The following is a 17,512-nucleotide window of genomic DNA, read 5'->3' as shown; positions in this document are numbered from 1 at the left end:
AATACGTTAAACTCCCGCCCATTGCTGTCTGGAGCTTCTTATGCGCGAAGAGTTGAACCAAGGCCTGATCGACTTCCTCAAGGCCTCCCCTACCCCGTTCCATGCCACCGCCAGCCTTGTCCAGCGCCTGGAGGCTGCCGGTTTTGTGCGCCTCGACGAGCGAGAGCCGTGGACCACCGAAGCCAATGGTCGTTACTACGTCACCCGTAACGACTCTTCGATCGTCGCGGTCAAAATGGGCCGTCATTCGCCCCTGCATGGCGGCATTCGCCTCGTCGGCGCGCACACCGACAGCCCGTGCCTGCGGGTCAAGCCCCAACCGGAACTGCAACGCCAGGGCTTCTGGCAACTGGGTGTCGAAGTCTATGGCGGTGCGCTGCTGGCGCCGTGGTTCGACCGTGATCTGTCCCTGGCCGGGCGCGTGACCTTCCGCCGTGATGGCAAGGTCGAGAGCCAGTTGATCGACTTCAAGGCGCCGATCGCGATCATTCCGAACCTGGCCATTCACCTCAATCGTGAAGCCAACATGGGCTGGGCGATCAATGCCCAGACCGAACTGCCACCAATCCTCGCGCAATTCGCCGGTGACGAACGCGTGGACTTCCGCGCCGTGCTCACCGATCAACTGGCCCGCGAACATGGCCTGAACGCCGATGTAGTGCTCGATTACGAGCTGAGCTTCTACGACACCCAAAGCGCCGCGGTCATCGGCCTGCATGGCGACTTCATCGCTGGCGCACGCCTGGATAACTTGTTGTCGTGCTACGCCGGCCTGCAAGCGTTGCTGACGGCTGAAACCGACGAAACCTGCGTGCTGGTCTGCAACGATCACGAAGAAGTCGGTTCCTGTTCGGCCTGTGGCGCCGACGGTCCGATGCTAGAGCAAACCCTGCGTCGCCTGTTGCCCGAAGGGGATGAATTCGTACGCACCATTCAGAAATCCCTGCTGGTCTCGGCCGACAACGCCCACGGCGTGCACCCGAACTACGCCGACAAGCACGATGCCAACCATGGCCCGAAACTCAACGCCGGCCCGGTGATCAAGGTCAACAGCAACCAGCGCTACGCCACCAACAGCGAAACCGCCGGATTCTTCCGTCATTTGTGCATGGCCGAAGAAGTACCGGTGCAGAGCTTCGTGGTGCGCAGCGACATGGGCTGCGGCTCGACCATCGGCCCGATCACCGCCAGCCACTTGGGCGTACGCACCGTGGACATCGGCCTGCCGACGTTCGCCATGCACTCGATCCGCGAGCTGTGCGGCAGCCATGACCTGGCGCACCTGGTCAAAGTGCTGAGCGCGTTTTACGCCTGCCGGGAATTGCCGTAACCCTTGTATGGAGCTGCCGCAGGCTGCGGCAGCTCCATACAGCACCACCGCTCGCCCGAAAGCCGCCTAGACTGGAAGTACCTTCACCGACAAGGCTGGCACCATGATCTCGATGTCTTCGTTTCACGCCATGCTGGTCCCGATTCTTTCCGGGATGATCATGCTGGCCATCGGCTTCAACTTCCGCGACAAGAACGCCGGCGTGTTCGCGATGTGGGTCGGCATGCTGATGATCCTCGCCACCGTGATCTACAAGATCCTCGCCAAACTCAACGCATAAATCCTCGTGTCTGATTCGCGTTGGTTTGTGTGGCGTTATGCTTTGAAGCCGGGTTTGCCGTTAGCTGCGCGCCAATTCTTTATTTCTGAAACAACTGCTTCCGGCCCACTTTTACCTGGACCCGGGTAATACAACAAATCAGATCCAGCAGGATGCTCGCTCAATCTTTCAAACTCCATAACAGCTGCAACTTGATCTTTCTCAGTTGCATACTCGGATTGATATATCCTCCGTACAAAGCCCAAGAACTCTGCCTCAGTCATATCACTAATGAACTTGACCATTACTTAATCCCCCTATGAATTTCCACATGCCCCTTTGGAGTTAGCACGCGAAGATTATCGTTATCATATAGAGCCCCACCGTTTGCTAGCGCAGTGCTGTGATGCAACTCAAACTTCACTCTCTTCCCAGCACGATCAGCCACTCTTACAAACGGGGCTCGTCCTTTATTCATTTCATTCAAGCTACCCTGATCAAACGACTTCGCCAACTCCATATCATTGGGAACCGCCTTCCAAAACGCCTCCCTGAACGCCCTGAAATTCCTGAACTGCCTACCGCTCAACTGTTCTGCAATCTGCGCCGGTATAGGCGCGCCATCACCGTGCGAAGCCGCTTCCAGCCATCTCCCTGCAACCGGCTCTCCATCACCCGTGGCGACCCCGGCATCCTCCCGGGGATCCCGGAACATCACGTACTGCGGGGGCAGGCCAGAATCCGCCGGAAACACAATAATGTAATCGTCGAAGCCGGCTTCACCCACAGCCGGATGACTGTCGATTCGTCCTTCGACGGGGATGATGACGCCACCTGCATACCGCGGCGGACTCGGCTCCTGGACGGGCAGCGCAGTCGAACTGCTGTCCGGAGTAATCAGCGGCATCCATACCAATGTCCTGGGGGGAACATCCGGGAGGGTGACGCTATAGATGTTCTCCTGCGGGTTGTAGACAGCCGCCACGACCCGCACACCGGCGGGAAGACTTACTCCATCGACCGGAACGACAAGTAACTCCGATTGATCGCCCTCTGTTGCCCTGGAACTGAAACGCACCGGTACATCAAGCAAACCGCCGTTCTTCGCTAAATGATCGAGATCTGGCAAGGGACCGGACCTGAGGTCCTCCAAGGGATAGCTGAACATGTACCTTTTCGGCAATTCGCCATTGGCCAGTTCAGGTGAGTAAACCAGCGCGCCAACGCCGACCATGAAACCCGTTGCCGTCCCTGCGGCCAGACCGGATAACGCGGCGATCGCAGAGCGTATAGCAGCGCGCAATGCCGCCATCACGTCTTCGGCAATGTCCATGGCGCCGTTCGGAGTCGTGAATCCAGGCTGAGCGTGAGCGGTGGCGCCATGCACCGGGTAAGTATTCGCGGCCCTGGCAAGCTCCAGGCGTCGAAGCTCGGCATCCACCAAGCGTTGTGCTTGCTCCGCCGCCTCGATCCGGGCCTGTTCTTCAGCCCTTTGACGCGCCAGTTGTTCTGCCTCAAGCCGAGCCAACGTCTCGGCCATTTCCTTTGCCTGCGCTTCGGCCGCCATGCGCGCTCGCTCTTGCGCCAGTCGCCTGACTTCGTTTTCCGCGGCGATGCGTGCCAACTCTTCCGCCACTCTACGAGCTTGCTCCTGCGCGATACGAGCCTGCTCTTGAGCGACTTGCCGGGCATGCTCCGCCGCTAGCCGTACCTGTTCCTGAGCTAACCGATTGGCCTCTTGAGCCTGTAACGTAGCAATGATGCCCTTCACGGTAACGGATTGAGTGTTCAACAGCGCGATGCCTTCAGCCAGCAACTTGGCGTTGAACAATGCGGCGTAAGCCTCGCGAACCGAGACGCCACTGGCCCCGGCCCGGCGGTTGATCTGTGGCAACCGCCCTCGCGTTAAAAATGTATCGACCTGTGTCTGACCGAACCTTTGACTGGCCGTACTCTTGGCGGACGCCAGTGCGCTGGCTTTTCTGGCGATCAAGTCATCCCTGACACCCAACTCACGTACAAAGGCCTGCAAGGGAGGCAAAACACTCGTATCACCTGCCGCTCTAACTTGCGCAAGTTCAACCTCGAGTGTGTGCGCAAGATTATTGGAGAGCTCTTTCCCGCTATAGGCAAATCTATGAGGATCAGCAGTTTCAGATGCGGTACATCTATATAGGCAGGAATTATTTTCGAACAATTATTCCAGCGGTATTCCTGGAGAAGATCAAAACCTCAAACCACATCCACCCCAACATGAATCGCATCATGTCGCCAAAACTCCAGGTCACAATCGATCAGCCGCTGATGCTGATCGTAGTTGACCCGGGCGATCCGCAATCCCGGGCTGCCCACCGACACCCGTAAAGCCGCCGCCGCGTCCACCGACAATGCTGTCGGCACAATCTCGAAGCGCACCCGCCCGTAGTGCAAGTCGTAATGCCGCGCATACAGTTCGGTCATCGACTGATTCAGATCGAAATCCAGAATCCCCGGGAAATACTGCGGATTCAAATAGTGCTCCACGTACAGCACCAATCGCCCGTCAATCCGTCGCGAGCGGCAGATCTGGATCACGCTCGACAGCGCCGGCAACTGCAGCCAGGCACATACCGCCGCCGATGCCGGCTGCAAACGCGCGGAAATCACCTCGGTGGAAGGCACTCGCCCCTGAGCGCTGACCATCGCGTGAAAGTGGCTGCGCTGCATCAGGTTATATGCCAGCCGCGGTGGCGACACGAACCAGCCACGTCGCTCCTCGCGATAAATCTGGCCCTGGGCCTCCAGCTGCAATAACGCCTCACGCACGGTGATCCGCGTGGTACCAAACAACTCACTGAGCTTGCGCTCGGCCGGCAACTTGCTCCCGGGCGCCAACAGGCCGTGGTCGAGCTGTTCTTGCAGGACCTGCCCGATGGCTGTCACCGCTTTGGTGGTCTCGATGCGCATCAACGTTACCTATCTGGACTAGACCAGCACTGATTCAGGGCAGAACCGCGATCGAAACCGGGTTCCATCAACTGCCTGCAAGCCTAGGCACTGCAGATGACTGACAGATGACAAAGCCGCCGAACGGTTGCGCCAGACACCTGCAATTTCATGGCCAAGTCCCTTTCATATCAGCCCCTTAGCCATGGTCTACGCTTATCTCGCACACCGCGTACCCGAGCGCAGCACCTCCAGGCAGACCGATCGTCGACATCAAAATGTCATCGAAGGCACCTAAATTGGCTCAGGTATTGCTGACCTAGACCAACACAACCGCAATCGCAGCGTTGAAAACGCCCAAAGGAGCTTCGGATGAAACAGTTTTTCCTGGCATCACTGTTAGGCTCGACCATTGCCCTGTGCACTGCCGCCATGGCGGCGGATACCGATTTAAAAGCCCTGGAAGCCGCTGCGAAAGCGGAAGGCGCAGTCAACAGCGTCGGCATGCCCGATGACTGGGCCAACTGGAAAGGCACCTGGGAAGACCTGGCCAAGAAATACGGCCTGAAACACATCGACACCGACATGAGCTCGGCCCAGGAAATCGCCAAGTTCGCCGCCGAGAAAGACAACGCCACGGCCGACATCGGCGACGTCGGTGCCGCCTTCGGCCCGATCGCGGTCAAGCAGGGCGTGGTGCAACCTTACAAGCCGACCACTTGGGAACAGGTTCCGGCTTGGGCCAAGGACAAGGACGGTAACTGGGCACTGGCCTACACCGGCACCATCGCGTTCATCGTCAACAAAAAACTGCTGCACGGTTCCGAAGCGCCAACCAAATGGGCCGACCTCAAGACCGGCAAGTACAAAGTCTCTATCGGTGACGTGAGCACCGCAGCCCAAGCGGCCAACGGTGTACTGGCCGCCGCCCTCGCCAATGGCGGTGACGAGAAAAACATTCAGCCAGCCCTGGCGCTGTTCGCCGACATTGCCAAGCAAGGCCGCCTGTCGATGGCCAACCCGACGATCGCCACCATGGAAAAGGGTGAAATCGAAGTCGGCGTGGTCTGGGACTTCAACGGCCTGAGCTACAAGGCCAAGATGGCGAACCCGGATGACTACACCGTGCTGATTCCATCCGACGGCTCGGTGATTTCCGGTTACACCACCATCATCAACAAATACGCCAAGCACCCGAACGCCGCCAAGCTGGCCCGCGAATACATCTTCAGCGATGCCGGCCAAATCAACCTGGCGAAAGGCAACGCCCGTCCAATTCGCGCCGAGCATTTGACTCTGCCGGAAGAGGTCAAGGCCAAGCTACTGCCTAACGAGCAGTACAAAAAGGTCACGCCGATCAAAGACGCGGATGCGTGGGAAAAAACCTCCAAGGCGCTGCCTCAGAAGTGGCAGGAAGAAGTCATCATCAACATGCCGTAAGGCATTGGGGATCTGATAGAGATCCACTGTAGGAGCGGGCTTGCCCGCGAAGGCGTCGGCACAGTCAACATTGATGTTGCCTGACATACCGCTTTCGCGCGCAAGCCCGCTCCTACAGGGGATTGGTTGCGTACTTGAATCATCTGTTTTCGCGGAGTCCCAGCCCCTATGAAGCACAACGTCATCCTTGTCGTGCTCGACGGCCTCAATTACGAAGTCGCACGCCACGCCATGGGGCATCTGCAGGCTTACGTTGGCGCAGGACGCGCGGCGCTCTACAAACTGGAATGCGAACTGCCGGCCCTGTCCCGACCGCTTTACGAATGCATCCTGACCGGCGTTGCGCCGATCGATAGCGGCATCGTTCACAACAACGTCTCGCGCCTGTCCAACCAGCGCAGCATCTACCATTACGCCACCGACGCCGGCCTGAAAACTGCCGCCGCGGCCTATCACTGGGTCAGCGAGTTGTATAACCGTTCGCCGTTCGTGGCTGCCCGGGACCGTCACACCGACGACCCGAAACTGCCGATCCAGCACGGTCACTTCTACTGGAGCGACCACTACCCGGACTCGCACCTGTTCGCCGACGCGGAAAACCTGCGCCTGCGCCATGCGCCGAATTTCCTGCTGGTCCACCCCATGAACATCGACGACGCCGGGCACAAGCACGGCCTTGACACACCGCAGTACCGCAACAGCGCTCGCTCGGCGGACATCATCCTCGCCGACTACCTGCAAGGCTGGCTCGACGCCGGATACCAGGTGCTGGTGACCGCCGACCACGGCATGAACAACGACCGCTCGCACAACGGCTTGCTGCTCGAAGAACGCGAAGTGCCGCTGTTCGTTCTCGGCGACGCCTTCAGCTTCAATGCCAGCGCCGTACCGAAACAAACCGAACTGTGCGGCACCGTCTGCGAACTGCTGGGCGTGCCCCATGACAAACCTGTGTGCCGGGAGCTGCTCAAGTGAATGCCATGACCCGCGGTAAATGGCTGGCCGCTCTGTGCCTGGTGCCCTTCGCGATTTTCTTCTTCGTGTTTCAGATCGCCCCGCTGCTGTGGGTGATGATCAACAGCCTGCAATCGGAAGAGTTCGGTTGGGGCCTGGCCAACTTCAGCAAAATCTTCAACTCGAAGTTCTATTTGCAGGCGATCCAGTACAGCCTCGAGATCAGTTTCTGGTCCAGCGTGTTCGGCATCATCATCGCCGTGCTCGGCGCCTACTCCCTGCGCCGGGTCGACTCGAAACTGCGCAACTTCGTCAACGCTTTCGCCAACATGACCAGCAACTTCGCCGGCGTGCCCCTGGCCTTCGCGTTCATCATTTTGCTGGGGTTCAACGGCAGCATCACCCTCATGCTGAAACAGGCCGGGATCATTCAGGATTTCAACCTGTACTCGAAAACCGGGCTGATCATTCTCTACACCTACTTCCAGATTCCCCTCGGCGTGCTGCTGCTCTACCCGGCCTTCGATGCCCTGCGCGAAGACTGGCGTGAGTCCGCCGCCCTGCTGGGCGCCAATGGCTGGCAGTTCTGGCGGCACATCGGTCTTCCGGTGCTGACCCCGGCGCTGCTGGGCACGTTCGTGATTCTGCTGGCCAACGCCCTCGGCGCCTACGCCACGGTCTACGCCCTGACCACCGGCAACTTCAACGTGTTGCCGATCCGCATCGCGGCGATGGTTTCCGGCGACATTTCCCTGGACCCGAACCTGGCCAGTGCCCTGGCCGTGGTGCTGGTGGCGTTGATGACCCTGGTGACCATCGTGCATCAGCTGCTGTTGAAGAGGAGCTACCATGTCTCGCGCTGAACAGGGCCCCGTCGGTGTTTACCACCGGGTCGTGGTTTACCTGCTGTTTACCATTCTGTTGTTACCGCTGCTCGGGACATTGATCTACTCGATCGCCAGCAGTTGGTCGGCGACGGTCATGCCCAGCGGCTTTACCTTCAAGTGGTACATCCAGCTGTGGAGCGATCCGCGCTTTCTCGATGCGTTCGGCCAGTCGTTGCTGGTCTGTATCGGTGCGCTGATTCTGTCGGTGGTGCTGATTCTGCCGCTGCTGTTCGTGGTGCATTACCACTTCCCGAAACTCGACGCGCTGATGAACATCCTGATCCTGCTGCCCTTCGCGGTGCCGCCGGTGGTGTCCTCGGTGGGGCTTTTGCAGCTCTATGGCTCGGGGCCGTTCGCCATGGTCGGGACGCCGTGGATTCTGATCGGTTGCTACTTCACCGTGGCGTTGCCGTTCATGTACCGGGCGATCACCAACAACCTGCAAGCGATCAACCTGCGCGACCTGATGGACGCCGCGCAACTGCTCGGCGCCAGCACCTGGCAAGCAGCCTTCCTGGTAGTGCTGCCGAACCTGCGCAAGGGCCTGATGGTGGCGTTGCTGCTGTCGTTCTCGTTCCTGTTCGGTGAGTTCGTGTTCGCCAACATCCTCGTCGGCACCCGCTACGAAACCCTGCAGGTCTACCTCAACAACATGCGTAACAGCAGCGGTCACTTCACCAGCGCGGTGGTGATCTCCTACTTCTTCTTTGTGCTGGTTCTGACCTGGGCGGCCAATATCTTGAACAAGGACAAAAGCGAATGAGCTATGTCAGCGTCCAACATCTTCAAAAAAATTATTCAGGCACCACCGTCTTCAGCGACATCAACTGTGAAATCCAGAAAGGCGAATTCGTCACCCTGCTCGGCCCGTCCGGTTGCGGCAAGTCCACTCTGCTGCGCTGCATCGCCGGGCTGACCTCGGTGGACGGCGGCCAGATTCTGCTGGAGGGGCACGACCTCGTCCCGCTGAGCCCGCAGAAACGCGGGATCGGCATGGTGTTCCAGAGTTACGCGCTGTTCCCCAACATGACTGTGGAGCAGAACGTCGCCTTCGGTTTGCGCATGCAGAAGGTCAACGCCGACGACAGCCAAAAACGCGTCGCCGAAGTGCTGAGACTGGTGGAGCTCACTGACTTCGCCACCCGATACCCGCATCAACTGTCCGGCGGCCAGTGCCAGCGTGTGGCCCTGGCTCGCTCATTGGTAACCCGGCCTCGGCTGTTGTTGCTGGATGAGCCGCTGTCGGCGCTGGATGCGCGGATTCGCAAACATCTGCGCGAACAGATCCGTCAGATTCAGCGCGAACTGGGCCTGACCACGATCTTCGTCACGCACGATCAGGAAGAAGCCCTGACCATGTCTGACCGAATTTTCCTGATGAATCAGGGAAAGATCGTACAGAGTGGCGATGCCGAAACCCTCTACACCGCGCCCGTCGATGTGTTTGCCGCAGGCTTCATCGGCAACTACAACCTGCTGGACGCCGACAGCGCCAGTAAACTGCTGCAACGGCCGATCACCCATCGCATCGCGATTCGCCCGGAAGCCATCGAACTGAGCCTCAATGGCGAGCTCGACGCGCAGATCCGCAGCCACAGCCTGTTGGGTAACGTGATTCGCTACCGGGTCGAAGCCCGGGGTGTAGAACTGGTGGTGGATGTGCTGAACCGCTCGGCGGCCGACCTGCATCCCGATGGTCAGCGCCTGGCACTTTCCATCGATCCGACAGCCCTGTGTGAGGTAGCCTGATGACCTTGCTGATGTTGAAGAGAGAACCGCACTGATGGCCCTGGCAATTTTTGATCTGGACGAAACCCTGATCCACGGCGACTGCGCTTCGCTGTGGAGCGAACAGATGGCCCGCCTCGGCTGGGTCGATGGCGAATCTTTCATGCGTCGCGACAAGGAATTGATGGATGCCTACGGCAGGGGCCACCTGGCCATGGAAGACTACATGGCCTTCAGCCTGGAGCCGCTGATCGGTCGCACGCCGCAAGAGCTCGAGCACTTGGTGGCGCCCTGGGTGGAAGACTTCATCGAGCCCATCATCTTCAGCGACGCCACCAAAGCCATCGCCGCCCACCGCAAGGCCGGCGACCGGATCCTGGTGATCTCGGCCTCGGGCACGCATCTGGTCAAGCCGATTGCCGACCGTCTGGGCATCGACGAGATTCTCGGCATCGAACTGGAAGTGGCGCATGGGGTGTACAGCGGCCACACCGTCGGCACCCTGACCTACCGCGAAGGCAAGATCACCCGACTGCTGGAATGGCTGGACGCCGAAGAGGAAAATCTGGAGGGCGCGAGTTTCTATTCCGACTCACGCAACGATTTGCCGTTATTGCTGAAGGTGGATTTCCCACACGTGGTGAATCCGGATCCGGTGTTGCTTGAGCATGCCGAAAAGGCCGGCTGGCCGATCCATATCTGGAAGTAAAAGCGAGGCTGCGATCTTGATCGTTCCCATGCTCCGCGTGGGAATGCAGCCCGGGACGCTCCGCGTCCCAGAAGCGGACGCAGAGCGTCCATTGAGGTGTTCCCACGCAGAGCGTGGGAACGATCATCGCTAAACCAGGCTTTCGTCAATCACCAGCACCAGTTTGCCCGACACCTTATTGGTCGCCAGCTCCGCAAACGCCGCTTCGGCATCCCTGATCGCAAATGTCCTGGCCAGTTGCGGGCTCAACCGCCCTTCGGCAAACAGCGGCCAGACGTGCTGGCCAAGATCGCTGAACAAATCGGCCTTGAACTGCTCATCGCGATTGCGCAAGGTCGACCCCAGCAGTTGTACACGCTTGGCCAGCACCTGCGCCAGATCCAGCTGCGCCTCGCGACCGCCCATCAAACCGATCAGCACCCAACGCCCATCGCGGGCCAGCAGCTTGAGGTTCAATGCTGCGTAGTTGCCACCCACCGGATCGAGGATCACGTCGAACGGGCCCAGATCGCTCAACCTGTCCAGATCCTTGTTGCGCACCACGCCACCCTGGGCGCCCAGTGCTTCACAGTAGGCCAGACGCTCCTCGGAACCGACGCTGACCCAGCACGGGTTGCCAAACGCCTTGCACAGCTGAATGGCAGCTGAACCGATTCCACTTGCTCCGGCGTGCAGGAGAACTTTCTCACCCGGTTTGAGCGCAGCAAGTTGAAACAAATTCAGCCAAACGGTCGCATACACTTCCGGCAATGCCGCCGCCTCGGCCAGGGACAAACCTTCGGGAACCGGCAACACATGCCGTCCGTCGACAACTACCTCTTCGGCCATCCCACCCCCGGCCAGCAAGGCGCAAACCCGATCGCCGACCTGCCAGGACGAGCCCGGGCCGACCTCGCTGATCACCCCCGAACACTCAAGACCCAGTGCTTGACTGGCTCCCGGCGGTGGCGGATACAGGCCTGCTTTCTGTAACAAATCAGCTCGATTGAGTCCCGCTGCCGCCACTCGGATACGAACTTGTCCTACATCGCATGTAGGACTCGGCTCTTCAACCCACTCCACTCGCCCCTCAACGCCTTGCAATGCTTTCACAGTGCCTCCATAGTGAGTCTGGACTGAGCCCGAAGCTGTAGCGCCGGGCTTTCTTGCATTATGCGACCGGCCCTTGTGGGAACCGGCGACTTCAAAGACGGCCTAATATGCGTGATCAATTGTCCCCGCGTCGAATCAGCATGAAGCATTTTTTCCCCAGCACCGCCCTCGCTCTTGTCATTGGTCTCGGTCTTTTGCCGATGTCGAGCAATTCGTTCGCAGCCAACAGCTGGGACAAGCTTCAGCCCGATCGCGACGAAGTCATTGCCAGTCTGAACGTCGTCGAATTGCTCAAGCGTCACCACTACAGCAAGCCGCCGCTCGACGATGCGCGCTCCGTGATCATCTACGACAGCTACCTCAAGCTGCTGGATCCATCGCGCAGCTACTTCATGGCCAGTGACATTGCCGAATTCGACAAATGGAAAACCCAGTTTGACGACTTCCTCAAAAGCGGCGACCTGAACGCCGGGTTCACCATTTACAAACGCTATCTGGACCGCGTCAAGGCGCGTCTGGACTTTGCCCTGGCCGAGCTGAACAAGGGCGTCGACAAGATCGACTTCACCGCCAAGGAAACCTTGCTGGTCGACCGCAAGGATGCCCCTTGGCTCAAGACCACCGCCGAGCTGGACGACCTGTGGCGCAAACGCGTCAAGGACGAAGTGCTGCGGATGAAGATCTCCGGCAAAGAGCCGAAGCAGATTCAGGAAACCCTGACCAAGCGTTACAAGAATCAACTGGCGCGTCTGGACCAGACCCGCGCGGAAGACATCTTCCAGGCGTACATCAACACCTTCGCCATGTCCTACGACCCGCACACCAACTATCTGTCGCCGGATAACGCGGAGAACTTCGACATCAACATGAGCCTGTCCCTGGAGGGCATCGGCGCCGTGTTGCAGAGCGATAACGATCAAGTGAAAGTCGTGCGCCTGGTGCCTGCCGGCCCGGCCGACAAGACCAAGCAGGTGGCTCCGGCCGACAAGATCATCGGCGTGGCCCAAGGCAATAAAGAGATGGTCGACGTGGTCGGCTGGCGCCTGGACGAAGTGGTCAAACTGATTCGTGGACCCAAAGGCACCGTGGTGCGCCTGGAAGTGATCCCGGCCAGCAATGCGCCGAACGACCAGACCAGCAAGATCGTGCCGATCACCCGCGAAGCGGTGAAGCTTGAAGATCAGGCGGTGAAGAAGTCGGTCCTCAACCTCAAGCAGGATGGCAAGGACTACAAGCTCGGCGTCATCGAGATCCCGGCCTTCTACCTGGACTTCAAGGCCTTCCGTGCCGGCGATCCGGACTACAAGAGCACCACCCGTGACGTCAAGAAGCTGCTGACCGAACTGCAGAAAGACAAGGTCGACGGCGTGGTCATCGACCTGCGCAACAACGGCGGCGGCTCCTTACAGGAAGCCACCGAGCTGACCAGCCTGTTCATCGACAAAGGTCCGACCGTACTAGTGCGTAACGCCGACGGCCGGGTCGATGTCCTGGAAGATGAAAACCCGGGGGCGTTCTACAAAGGCCCGATGGTGTTACTGGTCAACCGCTTGTCCGCCTCGGCGTCGGAGATCTTCGCCGGAGCCATGCAGGACTACCACCGCGCATTGATCATCGGCGGCCAGACCTTCGGCAAAGGCACCGTGCAGACCATTCAGCCGCTCAACCATGGCGAACTGAAACTGACCCTGGCCAAGTTCTACCGGGTGTCCGGTCAGAGCACCCAGCATCAGGGCGTGCTGCCAGACATCGATTACCCGTCGCTCATCGACACCAAGGAAATCGGCGAAAGCGCCCTGCCCGAAGCCATGCCGTGGGACACCATCCGTCCTGCCATCAAGCCTGCGCTCGACCCGTTCAAACCGTACCTCACGCAGCTCAAGTCCGAGCATGACGTGCGCACGACCAAGGACGCGGAGTTCGTGTTCATCCGCGACAAGCTGGCCCTGGCGCAGAAGCTGATGAGCGAAAAAACCGTCAGCCTCAATGAAGCCGACCGTCGTGCACAACACGCCGATATCGAAGCCAAGCAACTGGCTATGGAAAACATCCGTCGCAAGGCCAAGGGCGAAGAACCGCTCAAAGAGCTGAAGAAAGAAGACGAAGATGCCCTCGCGGCCGAGCCGGACAAGACCAAGCCAGAAGACGATGCCTACCTGAGCGAGACCGGGCGGATTCTGCTGGATTACTTGAAACTCAACACCGCGGTGGCCAAGCACTAAGTGCTTACAACCAAAATGATGGCAATTTAATGCTGACGCTCCCCGGAGCGTCATCAAACAGACATCATTCTGTCGTGAAATAAAGGACTGGGAGCTTTGCGCTCCCGGTCCTTTTTTATCGCCAGAGATCGCCATGACCACAACCGAACAGCTGAGTGCCTTGAGCTCAATACTGACTCAAAGCGGTTTGCACAGCCTGTTCCAGCCGATCATTTCTCTCTCCGAACGACAGATCATCGGCTACGAAGCCCTCAGCCGCGGCCCCTCCAACAGCCCGCTGCACTCCCCCATCGCCCTGTTCGCGGTAGCGCGCCAGGCCGGCCGCCTCAGCGAACTGGAGATTGCTTGCCGCCAAAGCGCTTGCCGTCGTTTCAATGAACAGCAACTGCCCGGCAAACTGTTCCTCAATGTATCCCCGGAATCCCTGCTCGAAGCCGCCCACCAACCCGGACGCACCCTGCAACTGCTGCAGGATTTCGGCATACCGCCGAGCCAGGTGGTGATCGAACTCACCGAGCAGACCCCGACCGATGATTTCCAGTTGCTGCAAACCGCCCTGCATCACTATCGGGCGATGGGCTTTTCCATAGCACTGGATGACCTGGGCGCGGGTTACTCGAGTTTACGGCTCTGGTCTGAATTGCGGCCCGATTACGTCAAGATCGATCGGCATTTCATCGACGGCATTCATCAGGACGCGCTCAAGCGCGAGTTCGTCGGCTCGATCCTGCAGATCGCCAAGGCTTCCCGGGCAAAAGTGATCGCCGAAGGCATCGAATTGCCGGAAGAACTCGCCGTGTTGACCGAAATGGGCGTCGACCTTGTGCAAGGCTATCTGCTCTGCCGGCCCCAAGAGCAACCGCCCCGCGATGCCCGGACCTTGATGCCAAAACCCAACAGCGCCGCGGCGATGCTGAACGAGGAAGCCAGTGACCTCAGCGCCCTGCTCAACGATCAGCCGGCGATGGCCAGCGACACTCCGACCGCCACCGTACTGGAAGCCTTCCGTCGCCAAGCCAACCTGAACTCCCTGGCGGTGCTCGACAAGCAGGGCCAGCCGTGCGGCATCGTCCACCGTCATTCGCTCTCGGACGCCCTGCTCAAGCCCTTTGCCACCGACCTGTTCGCCCGCAAACCCATCAGCCGCTTGATGAGCGACGACTTCCTCGCCGTGGAGCTGAGTCAGTCGCTGCAACAGGTCAGCCGCTTGATCACCAGCCGCGCCCGACAGCGCATCGAAGAGGACTTCATCATCACCCTTCACGGCGGCTATCTGGGCCTGGGCCGAGTGATCGACGTGCTCAAACTGATTACCGAACTGAAAATCCAGCAAGCCCGCTACGCCAACCCGCTGACCCTGCTGCCAGGCAACGTGCCCATCCAGCAATGCCTGACACGGCTGCTGCAACAGGAACGGGAATCGGTGATCTGCTACGTGGACATCGACAGCTTCAAACCCTTCAACGACATCTACGGCTACGGTCGCGGGGATGAAGTCCTACTGTGCCTGGCGCAATGCCTGAACGACCGCATCGATCCGTCCCGCGACTTCGTCGGCCATATCGGCGGCGACGACTTCCTGCTGGTACTCGGCCCGGAAGACTGGCGCAAACGCCTGAACCAGTTGCTGGACGACTTCCACAGCCAATGCCGACGCTTTTACCGCAGCGAACACCTGGAAGCCGGCTGCTTCATCGCCCCCAACCGCCAAGGCGTACGCCAGGAATTTCCATTGCTGTCACTGTCCATCGGCGTGGTGCATCTGCATCCACAAGCCTGCGGACAACTCGACGCGAGCCAATTGGCAGAGATGGCGTCGCAGGCCAAACACCACGCGAAGAATGTGCCGGGGTATAGCGTGCATGTGATTGATAGCTTGGCGGTGCCCGGACCTGAAGAACTGCTCGTTGGGCATCGCTGATTGATCTGACGCCTTCGCGGGCAAGCCTCGCTCCTACAGATTTTGTGTCGCTCGCAATATCTACAAACGACACAAAACCCGTAGGAGCGAGGCTTGCCCGCGAATTGGCCCGCTCAAGCACCACAAATTCCCAGGACTAATCCGTCACTAGACATCGCCCGAAGGCCAAGCCCGCAACCGCCGCCCAATCACATCCAACACATCCAACACATCCAGCACATCCAGCACATCCAGCACATCCAGCACATCACATCACAGCCATCGCGCAATGGAATGGCACAAAGCAAGGCAAAATCACTGAGAATCGTCGAATCGCACTCGACTGAGCCGCGCATGGACAGGTTCTCAAGCACTTGGGTGACGGCGCGAATTCGATAGCTGGCGGCTTCGGCCTATCAGCCTTCCCTGTTACCGGAGTTACAAGCCCGACGCCCCTACGCCGCCTGCCGCCGCATGGTCAGGATAGCAGCACCGAAACCGATGAATGTCGACCCCACCACCCGGCTGACCCAACGGGATAGCGCAGGTCGGGTTAGCACACCCTTGGCCCGCGAGGCGAGCGCGGCATAGAGGCTCAGGGACGACACCGACAATGCCATGAAGATCGAGGTGAGGATCAGAAATTGCGGCAGCAACGCCGCACTCTGATCGATGAACTGCGGGAACAACGCGGTGAAGAACATCGTCGCCTTGGGGTTGGTCACTGCCGTCAGGAAGGCTGCTTTGTAGAGTTTGGAACGAGTCGGCCGGCTTTCCTTCAAGTCGTCCTGAATCCCGTCCGGGAGCATTGGGCCCTTTTTGAACAATTGTCTGATGCCCAGGTAGAACAAATAACCGGCACCGATGAACTTCACTGCGTTGAACAGCCATTCGGAACTGGCAAGCAGCGCCCCCAGCCCCAGCATGGCAGCGGACGACAGGCAGAACAGGCCACTGGCGTTGCCGAGCGATGACCATATGGCGCTGCGCTGCCCATGGGCCAGGCTGTTGTTGATCGCCATCAAGGTCGCAGGCCCTGGGCTGGCAATGGCAATCGCGGCGACTAATGTAAACGTCAGAATCGAGTGAGAATCCATTTTCAAAGCTCGAGGTGGTGGGGACTGGCATGTTACAGGAACGAACGGGACAACGAGTTAAGTGGTGATCGGTTTCCCATACGGTAATTGGATTGAAAGCGTTCCTTGCCCACCGATAGCAACCGACCCAAAGCAAAGGGGCTTGCAATGAGGAGGAGTCCATATACAGACATCATGTGTCTAGCAAATCCGGAGCAATTCACTGATGTGGAAATCAAATCCGGCCATGGGCTTTCGGGCGTTCAAACTGGCTATTCGCGGGTTCCTTACGCAGCAGCAAACGTGCGGCTGCGTTTATGAGTTTGAACCAGTCGGCACGGCTTAACGGCCATGATCCGTATGCGTATTTAAAGAGCGTGCTCACGCGACTGCCGATGCAGCGGCCGAGCGAGATTATCGAGTTGCTGCCGCATAGATGGGCGCCCGTTTAACCACGCAAGGTCTTTTGGGCGGACGCTTACTGTCTAGGGCCTGGCCACAAGGTTCTAGAAAATGCGTAAGCGATGGGCTTGAAACAGGAAGCAGGCTGCAGCTTCCGTTTCCCAGATGCTGACAGTTCAGTTGGAAGAGTTGTTCAGCTGCTGAAGCTCAAGTTGCTTGGCAGCACTGGCTTCGAGATTTGCACGCTCGTCATCCAGATACCGATAAATGCTTTGGAAGTTGGCGATTTTCTGTTTGATTTCTGCCATCTTCTTTTCAATTAGCTTAGCGCCGTCAGCACAATCGATCAGCTTGTTCCGCTGCGCATCCAGAATCTCGCCTATTTCCCCCAGGGAAAACCCCATGCTTTGCGCGCGCTGGATAAAGTCCAGATCCTGCAGAGTTTGCGCTGTGTAAACGCGATAGTTGTTAGTTTGCCGCAGCGGTGAGATCAGGCCGATTTGCTCGTAGTAACGCAGCGTATGGCGGCTGGCGCCGCTGCGGGCCTCGAGTTCGCCGATTTTCATGAAAACACCGCTTGACTATAGA

Annotated in this window: 16 protein-coding genes and 2 pseudogenes; 11 read left to right on the top strand and 7 right to left on the bottom strand. The window is 58.9% G+C overall.

Features of this window, described 5'->3' with window-relative positions:
- The first annotated feature begins 40 nt into the window (after positions 1 to 40).
- Entirely contained in the window at positions 41 to 1,330 is a 1,290-nt protein-coding gene (locus HCU66_RS17085) for a M18 family aminopeptidase (protein ID WP_205889584.1), read from the top strand.
- A 103-nt stretch (positions 1,331 to 1,433) separates the two neighbouring features.
- Positions 1,434 to 1,610, top strand: coding sequence for a hypothetical protein (locus HCU66_RS17080; protein ID WP_205889583.1), 177 nt, complete (start codon positions 1,434 to 1,436; stop codon positions 1,608 to 1,610).
- Between the two features lie 35 nt (positions 1,611 to 1,645).
- Here the strand turns inward: HCU66_RS17080 and HCU66_RS17075 are convergent, their stop codons facing one another.
- Genes HCU66_RS17075 through HCU66_RS17065 form a run of 3 tightly spaced genes read right to left on the bottom strand, consistent with a single transcriptional unit; the run spans position 1,646 to position 4,535 of the window.
- On the bottom strand, positions 1,646 to 1,894 hold the full coding sequence (locus tag HCU66_RS17075; protein ID WP_205889582.1) for a bacteriocin immunity protein: 249 nt from the start codon (positions 1,892 to 1,894) through the stop codon (positions 1,646 to 1,648).
- Positions 1,894 to 3,786, bottom strand: a complete 1,893-nt coding sequence (locus tag HCU66_RS17070) for an S-type pyocin domain-containing protein (protein ID WP_205889581.1) — start codon at positions 3,784 to 3,786, stop codon at positions 1,894 to 1,896. Before HCU66_RS17070 ends, HCU66_RS17075 begins: the two co-directional genes overlap by 1 nt.
- Before the next feature lie 35 nt (positions 3,787 to 3,821).
- Positions 3,822 to 4,535 carry a UTRA domain-containing protein gene (locus tag HCU66_RS17065; protein WP_007940851.1) on the bottom strand — a complete coding sequence of 238 codons (714 nt, stop codon included), beginning with the start codon at positions 4,533 to 4,535 and terminating at the stop codon, positions 3,822 to 3,824.
- 351 nt (positions 4,536 to 4,886) lie between these two features.
- On the opposite strand from HCU66_RS17065, the gene HCU66_RS17060 reads away from it, so the two are divergent.
- The 6 genes from HCU66_RS17060 to HCU66_RS17035 all read left to right on the top strand — a co-directional run bounded on the left by HCU66_RS17060 (position 4,887) and on the right by HCU66_RS17035 (position 10,232).
- Positions 4,887 to 5,954 carry an ABC transporter substrate-binding protein gene (locus HCU66_RS17060; RefSeq protein WP_205889580.1) on the top strand — a complete coding sequence of 356 codons (1,068 nt, stop codon included), beginning with the start codon at positions 4,887 to 4,889 and terminating at the stop codon, positions 5,952 to 5,954.
- A 168-nt stretch (positions 5,955 to 6,122) separates the two neighbouring features.
- On the top strand, positions 6,123 to 6,929 hold the full coding sequence (locus HCU66_RS17055; protein WP_205889579.1) for an alkaline phosphatase family protein: 807 nt from the start codon (positions 6,123 to 6,125) through the stop codon (positions 6,927 to 6,929).
- Between the two features lie 5 nt (positions 6,930 to 6,934).
- Positions 6,935 to 7,771, top strand: coding sequence for an ABC transporter permease (locus HCU66_RS17050; protein ID WP_205889641.1), 837 nt, complete (start codon positions 6,935 to 6,937; stop codon positions 7,769 to 7,771).
- Positions 7,758 to 8,558: an ABC transporter permease gene (locus HCU66_RS17045; protein ID WP_205889578.1), complete on the top strand. Its 801-nt coding sequence runs from the start codon at positions 7,758 to 7,760 to the stop codon at positions 8,556 to 8,558. The genes HCU66_RS17050 and HCU66_RS17045 overlap by 14 nt, the downstream gene beginning before the upstream one ends.
- Positions 8,555 to 9,544, top strand: a complete 990-nt coding sequence (locus HCU66_RS17040) for an ABC transporter ATP-binding protein (RefSeq protein WP_205889577.1) — start codon at positions 8,555 to 8,557, stop codon at positions 9,542 to 9,544. Before HCU66_RS17045 ends, HCU66_RS17040 begins: the two co-directional genes overlap by 4 nt.
- 34 nt (positions 9,545 to 9,578) lie before the next feature.
- Positions 9,579 to 10,232 carry an HAD family hydrolase gene (locus HCU66_RS17035; protein ID WP_205889576.1) on the top strand — a complete coding sequence of 218 codons (654 nt, stop codon included), beginning with the start codon at positions 9,579 to 9,581 and terminating at the stop codon, positions 10,230 to 10,232.
- Positions 10,233 to 10,361: 129 nt separating this feature from the next.
- Here the strand turns inward: HCU66_RS17035 and HCU66_RS17030 are convergent, their stop codons facing one another.
- Positions 10,362 to 11,324 (bottom strand): zinc-binding dehydrogenase, encoded by a 963-nt coding sequence (locus tag HCU66_RS17030; protein ID WP_205889575.1) that lies wholly within the window; start codon positions 11,322 to 11,324, stop codon positions 10,362 to 10,364.
- A 140-nt stretch (positions 11,325 to 11,464) separates the two neighbouring features.
- Between HCU66_RS17030 and HCU66_RS17025 the strand changes: the two genes are divergently transcribed.
- Positions 11,465 to 13,546 carry a carboxy terminal-processing peptidase gene (locus HCU66_RS17025; RefSeq protein ID WP_205889574.1) on the top strand — a complete coding sequence of 694 codons (2,082 nt, stop codon included), beginning with the start codon at positions 11,465 to 11,467 and terminating at the stop codon, positions 13,544 to 13,546.
- Between the two features lie 133 nt (positions 13,547 to 13,679).
- The gene (locus tag HCU66_RS17020) at positions 13,680 to 15,467 is read left to right on the top strand and encodes a bifunctional diguanylate cyclase/phosphodiesterase (RefSeq protein ID WP_205889573.1); all 1,788 of its coding nucleotides are present in this window, start codon (positions 13,680 to 13,682) and stop codon (positions 15,465 to 15,467) included.
- A 147-nt stretch (positions 15,468 to 15,614) separates the two neighbouring features.
- Here HCU66_RS17020 and HCU66_RS27100 read toward each other — a convergent pair.
- Together HCU66_RS27100 and HCU66_RS17015 are read right to left on the bottom strand one after the other, a co-directional pair.
- Positions 15,615 to 15,856 (bottom strand): annotated as a pseudogene (locus HCU66_RS27100) (hypothetical protein); the annotation flags it as partial.
- A 45-nt stretch (positions 15,857 to 15,901) separates the two neighbouring features.
- A complete protein-coding gene (locus HCU66_RS17015) occupies positions 15,902 to 16,543 on the bottom strand; it encodes a LysE family translocator (protein ID WP_052964729.1) in 642 nt (213 codons plus the stop codon).
- A 212-nt stretch (positions 16,544 to 16,755) separates the two neighbouring features.
- Here HCU66_RS17015 and HCU66_RS17010 point away from each other — a divergent pair.
- Positions 16,756 to 16,974: pseudogene (locus tag HCU66_RS17010) on the top strand (transposase domain-containing protein); the annotation flags it as partial.
- A gap of 126 nt (positions 16,975 to 17,100) precedes the next feature.
- Here HCU66_RS17010 and HCU66_RS17005 read toward each other — a convergent pair.
- Positions 17,101 to 17,490, bottom strand: a complete 390-nt coding sequence (locus HCU66_RS17005) for a MerR family transcriptional regulator (protein WP_205889572.1) — start codon at positions 17,488 to 17,490, stop codon at positions 17,101 to 17,103.
- Positions 17,491 to 17,512 lie beyond the last annotated feature (22 nt).

It is taken from the genome of Pseudomonas frederiksbergensis (assembly GCF_017114915.1).
In the GTDB taxonomy this organism is placed as follows: Bacteria; Pseudomonadota; Gammaproteobacteria; order Pseudomonadales; family Pseudomonadaceae; genus Aquipseudomonas; species Aquipseudomonas frederiksbergensis_I.
This window is presented reverse-complemented; position numbering and strand designations above follow the sequence as displayed.

What these genes read in the sequence shown, in the direction of transcription:
- HCU66_RS17055 (WP_205889579.1), top strand. Translation starts at nt 6,123, where the DNA reads ATGAAGCACAACGTCATCCTTGTCGTGCTCGACGGCCTCAATTACGAA.
- HCU66_RS17060 (WP_205889580.1), top strand. Translation starts at nt 4,887, where the DNA reads ATGAAACAGTTTTTCCTGGCATCACTGTTAGGCTCGACCATTGCCCTG.
- HCU66_RS17045 (WP_205889578.1), top strand. Translation starts at nt 7,758, where the DNA reads ATGTCTCGCGCTGAACAGGGCCCCGTCGGTGTTTACCACCGGGTCGTG.
- HCU66_RS17025 (WP_205889574.1), top strand. Translation starts at nt 11,465, where the DNA reads ATGAAGCATTTTTTCCCCAGCACCGCCCTCGCTCTTGTCATTGGTCTC.
- HCU66_RS17020 (WP_205889573.1), top strand. Translation starts at nt 13,680, where the DNA reads ATGACCACAACCGAACAGCTGAGTGCCTTGAGCTCAATACTGACTCAA.
- HCU66_RS17035 (WP_205889576.1), top strand. Translation starts at nt 9,579, where the DNA reads ATGGCCCTGGCAATTTTTGATCTGGACGAAACCCTGATCCACGGCGAC.
- HCU66_RS17005 (WP_205889572.1), bottom strand. Translation starts at nt 17,490, where the DNA reads ATGAAAATCGGCGAACTCGAGGCCCGCAGCGGCGCCAGCCGCCATACG.
- HCU66_RS17050 (WP_205889641.1), top strand. Translation starts at nt 6,935, where the DNA reads ATGACCCGCGGTAAATGGCTGGCCGCTCTGTGCCTGGTGCCCTTCGCG.
- HCU66_RS17065 (WP_007940851.1), bottom strand. Translation starts at nt 4,535, where the DNA reads ATGCGCATCGAGACCACCAAAGCGGTGACAGCCATCGGGCAGGTCCTG.
- HCU66_RS17085 (WP_205889584.1), top strand. Translation starts at nt 41, where the DNA reads ATGCGCGAAGAGTTGAACCAAGGCCTGATCGACTTCCTCAAGGCCTCC.
- HCU66_RS17040 (WP_205889577.1), top strand. Translation starts at nt 8,555, where the DNA reads ATGAGCTATGTCAGCGTCCAACATCTTCAAAAAAATTATTCAGGCACC.
- HCU66_RS17075 (WP_205889582.1), bottom strand. Translation starts at nt 1,894, where the DNA reads ATGGTCAAGTTCATTAGTGATATGACTGAGGCAGAGTTCTTGGGCTTT.
- HCU66_RS17080 (WP_205889583.1), top strand. Translation starts at nt 1,434, where the DNA reads ATGATCTCGATGTCTTCGTTTCACGCCATGCTGGTCCCGATTCTTTCC.
- HCU66_RS17015 (WP_052964729.1), bottom strand. Translation starts at nt 16,543, where the DNA reads ATGGATTCTCACTCGATTCTGACGTTTACATTAGTCGCCGCGATTGCC.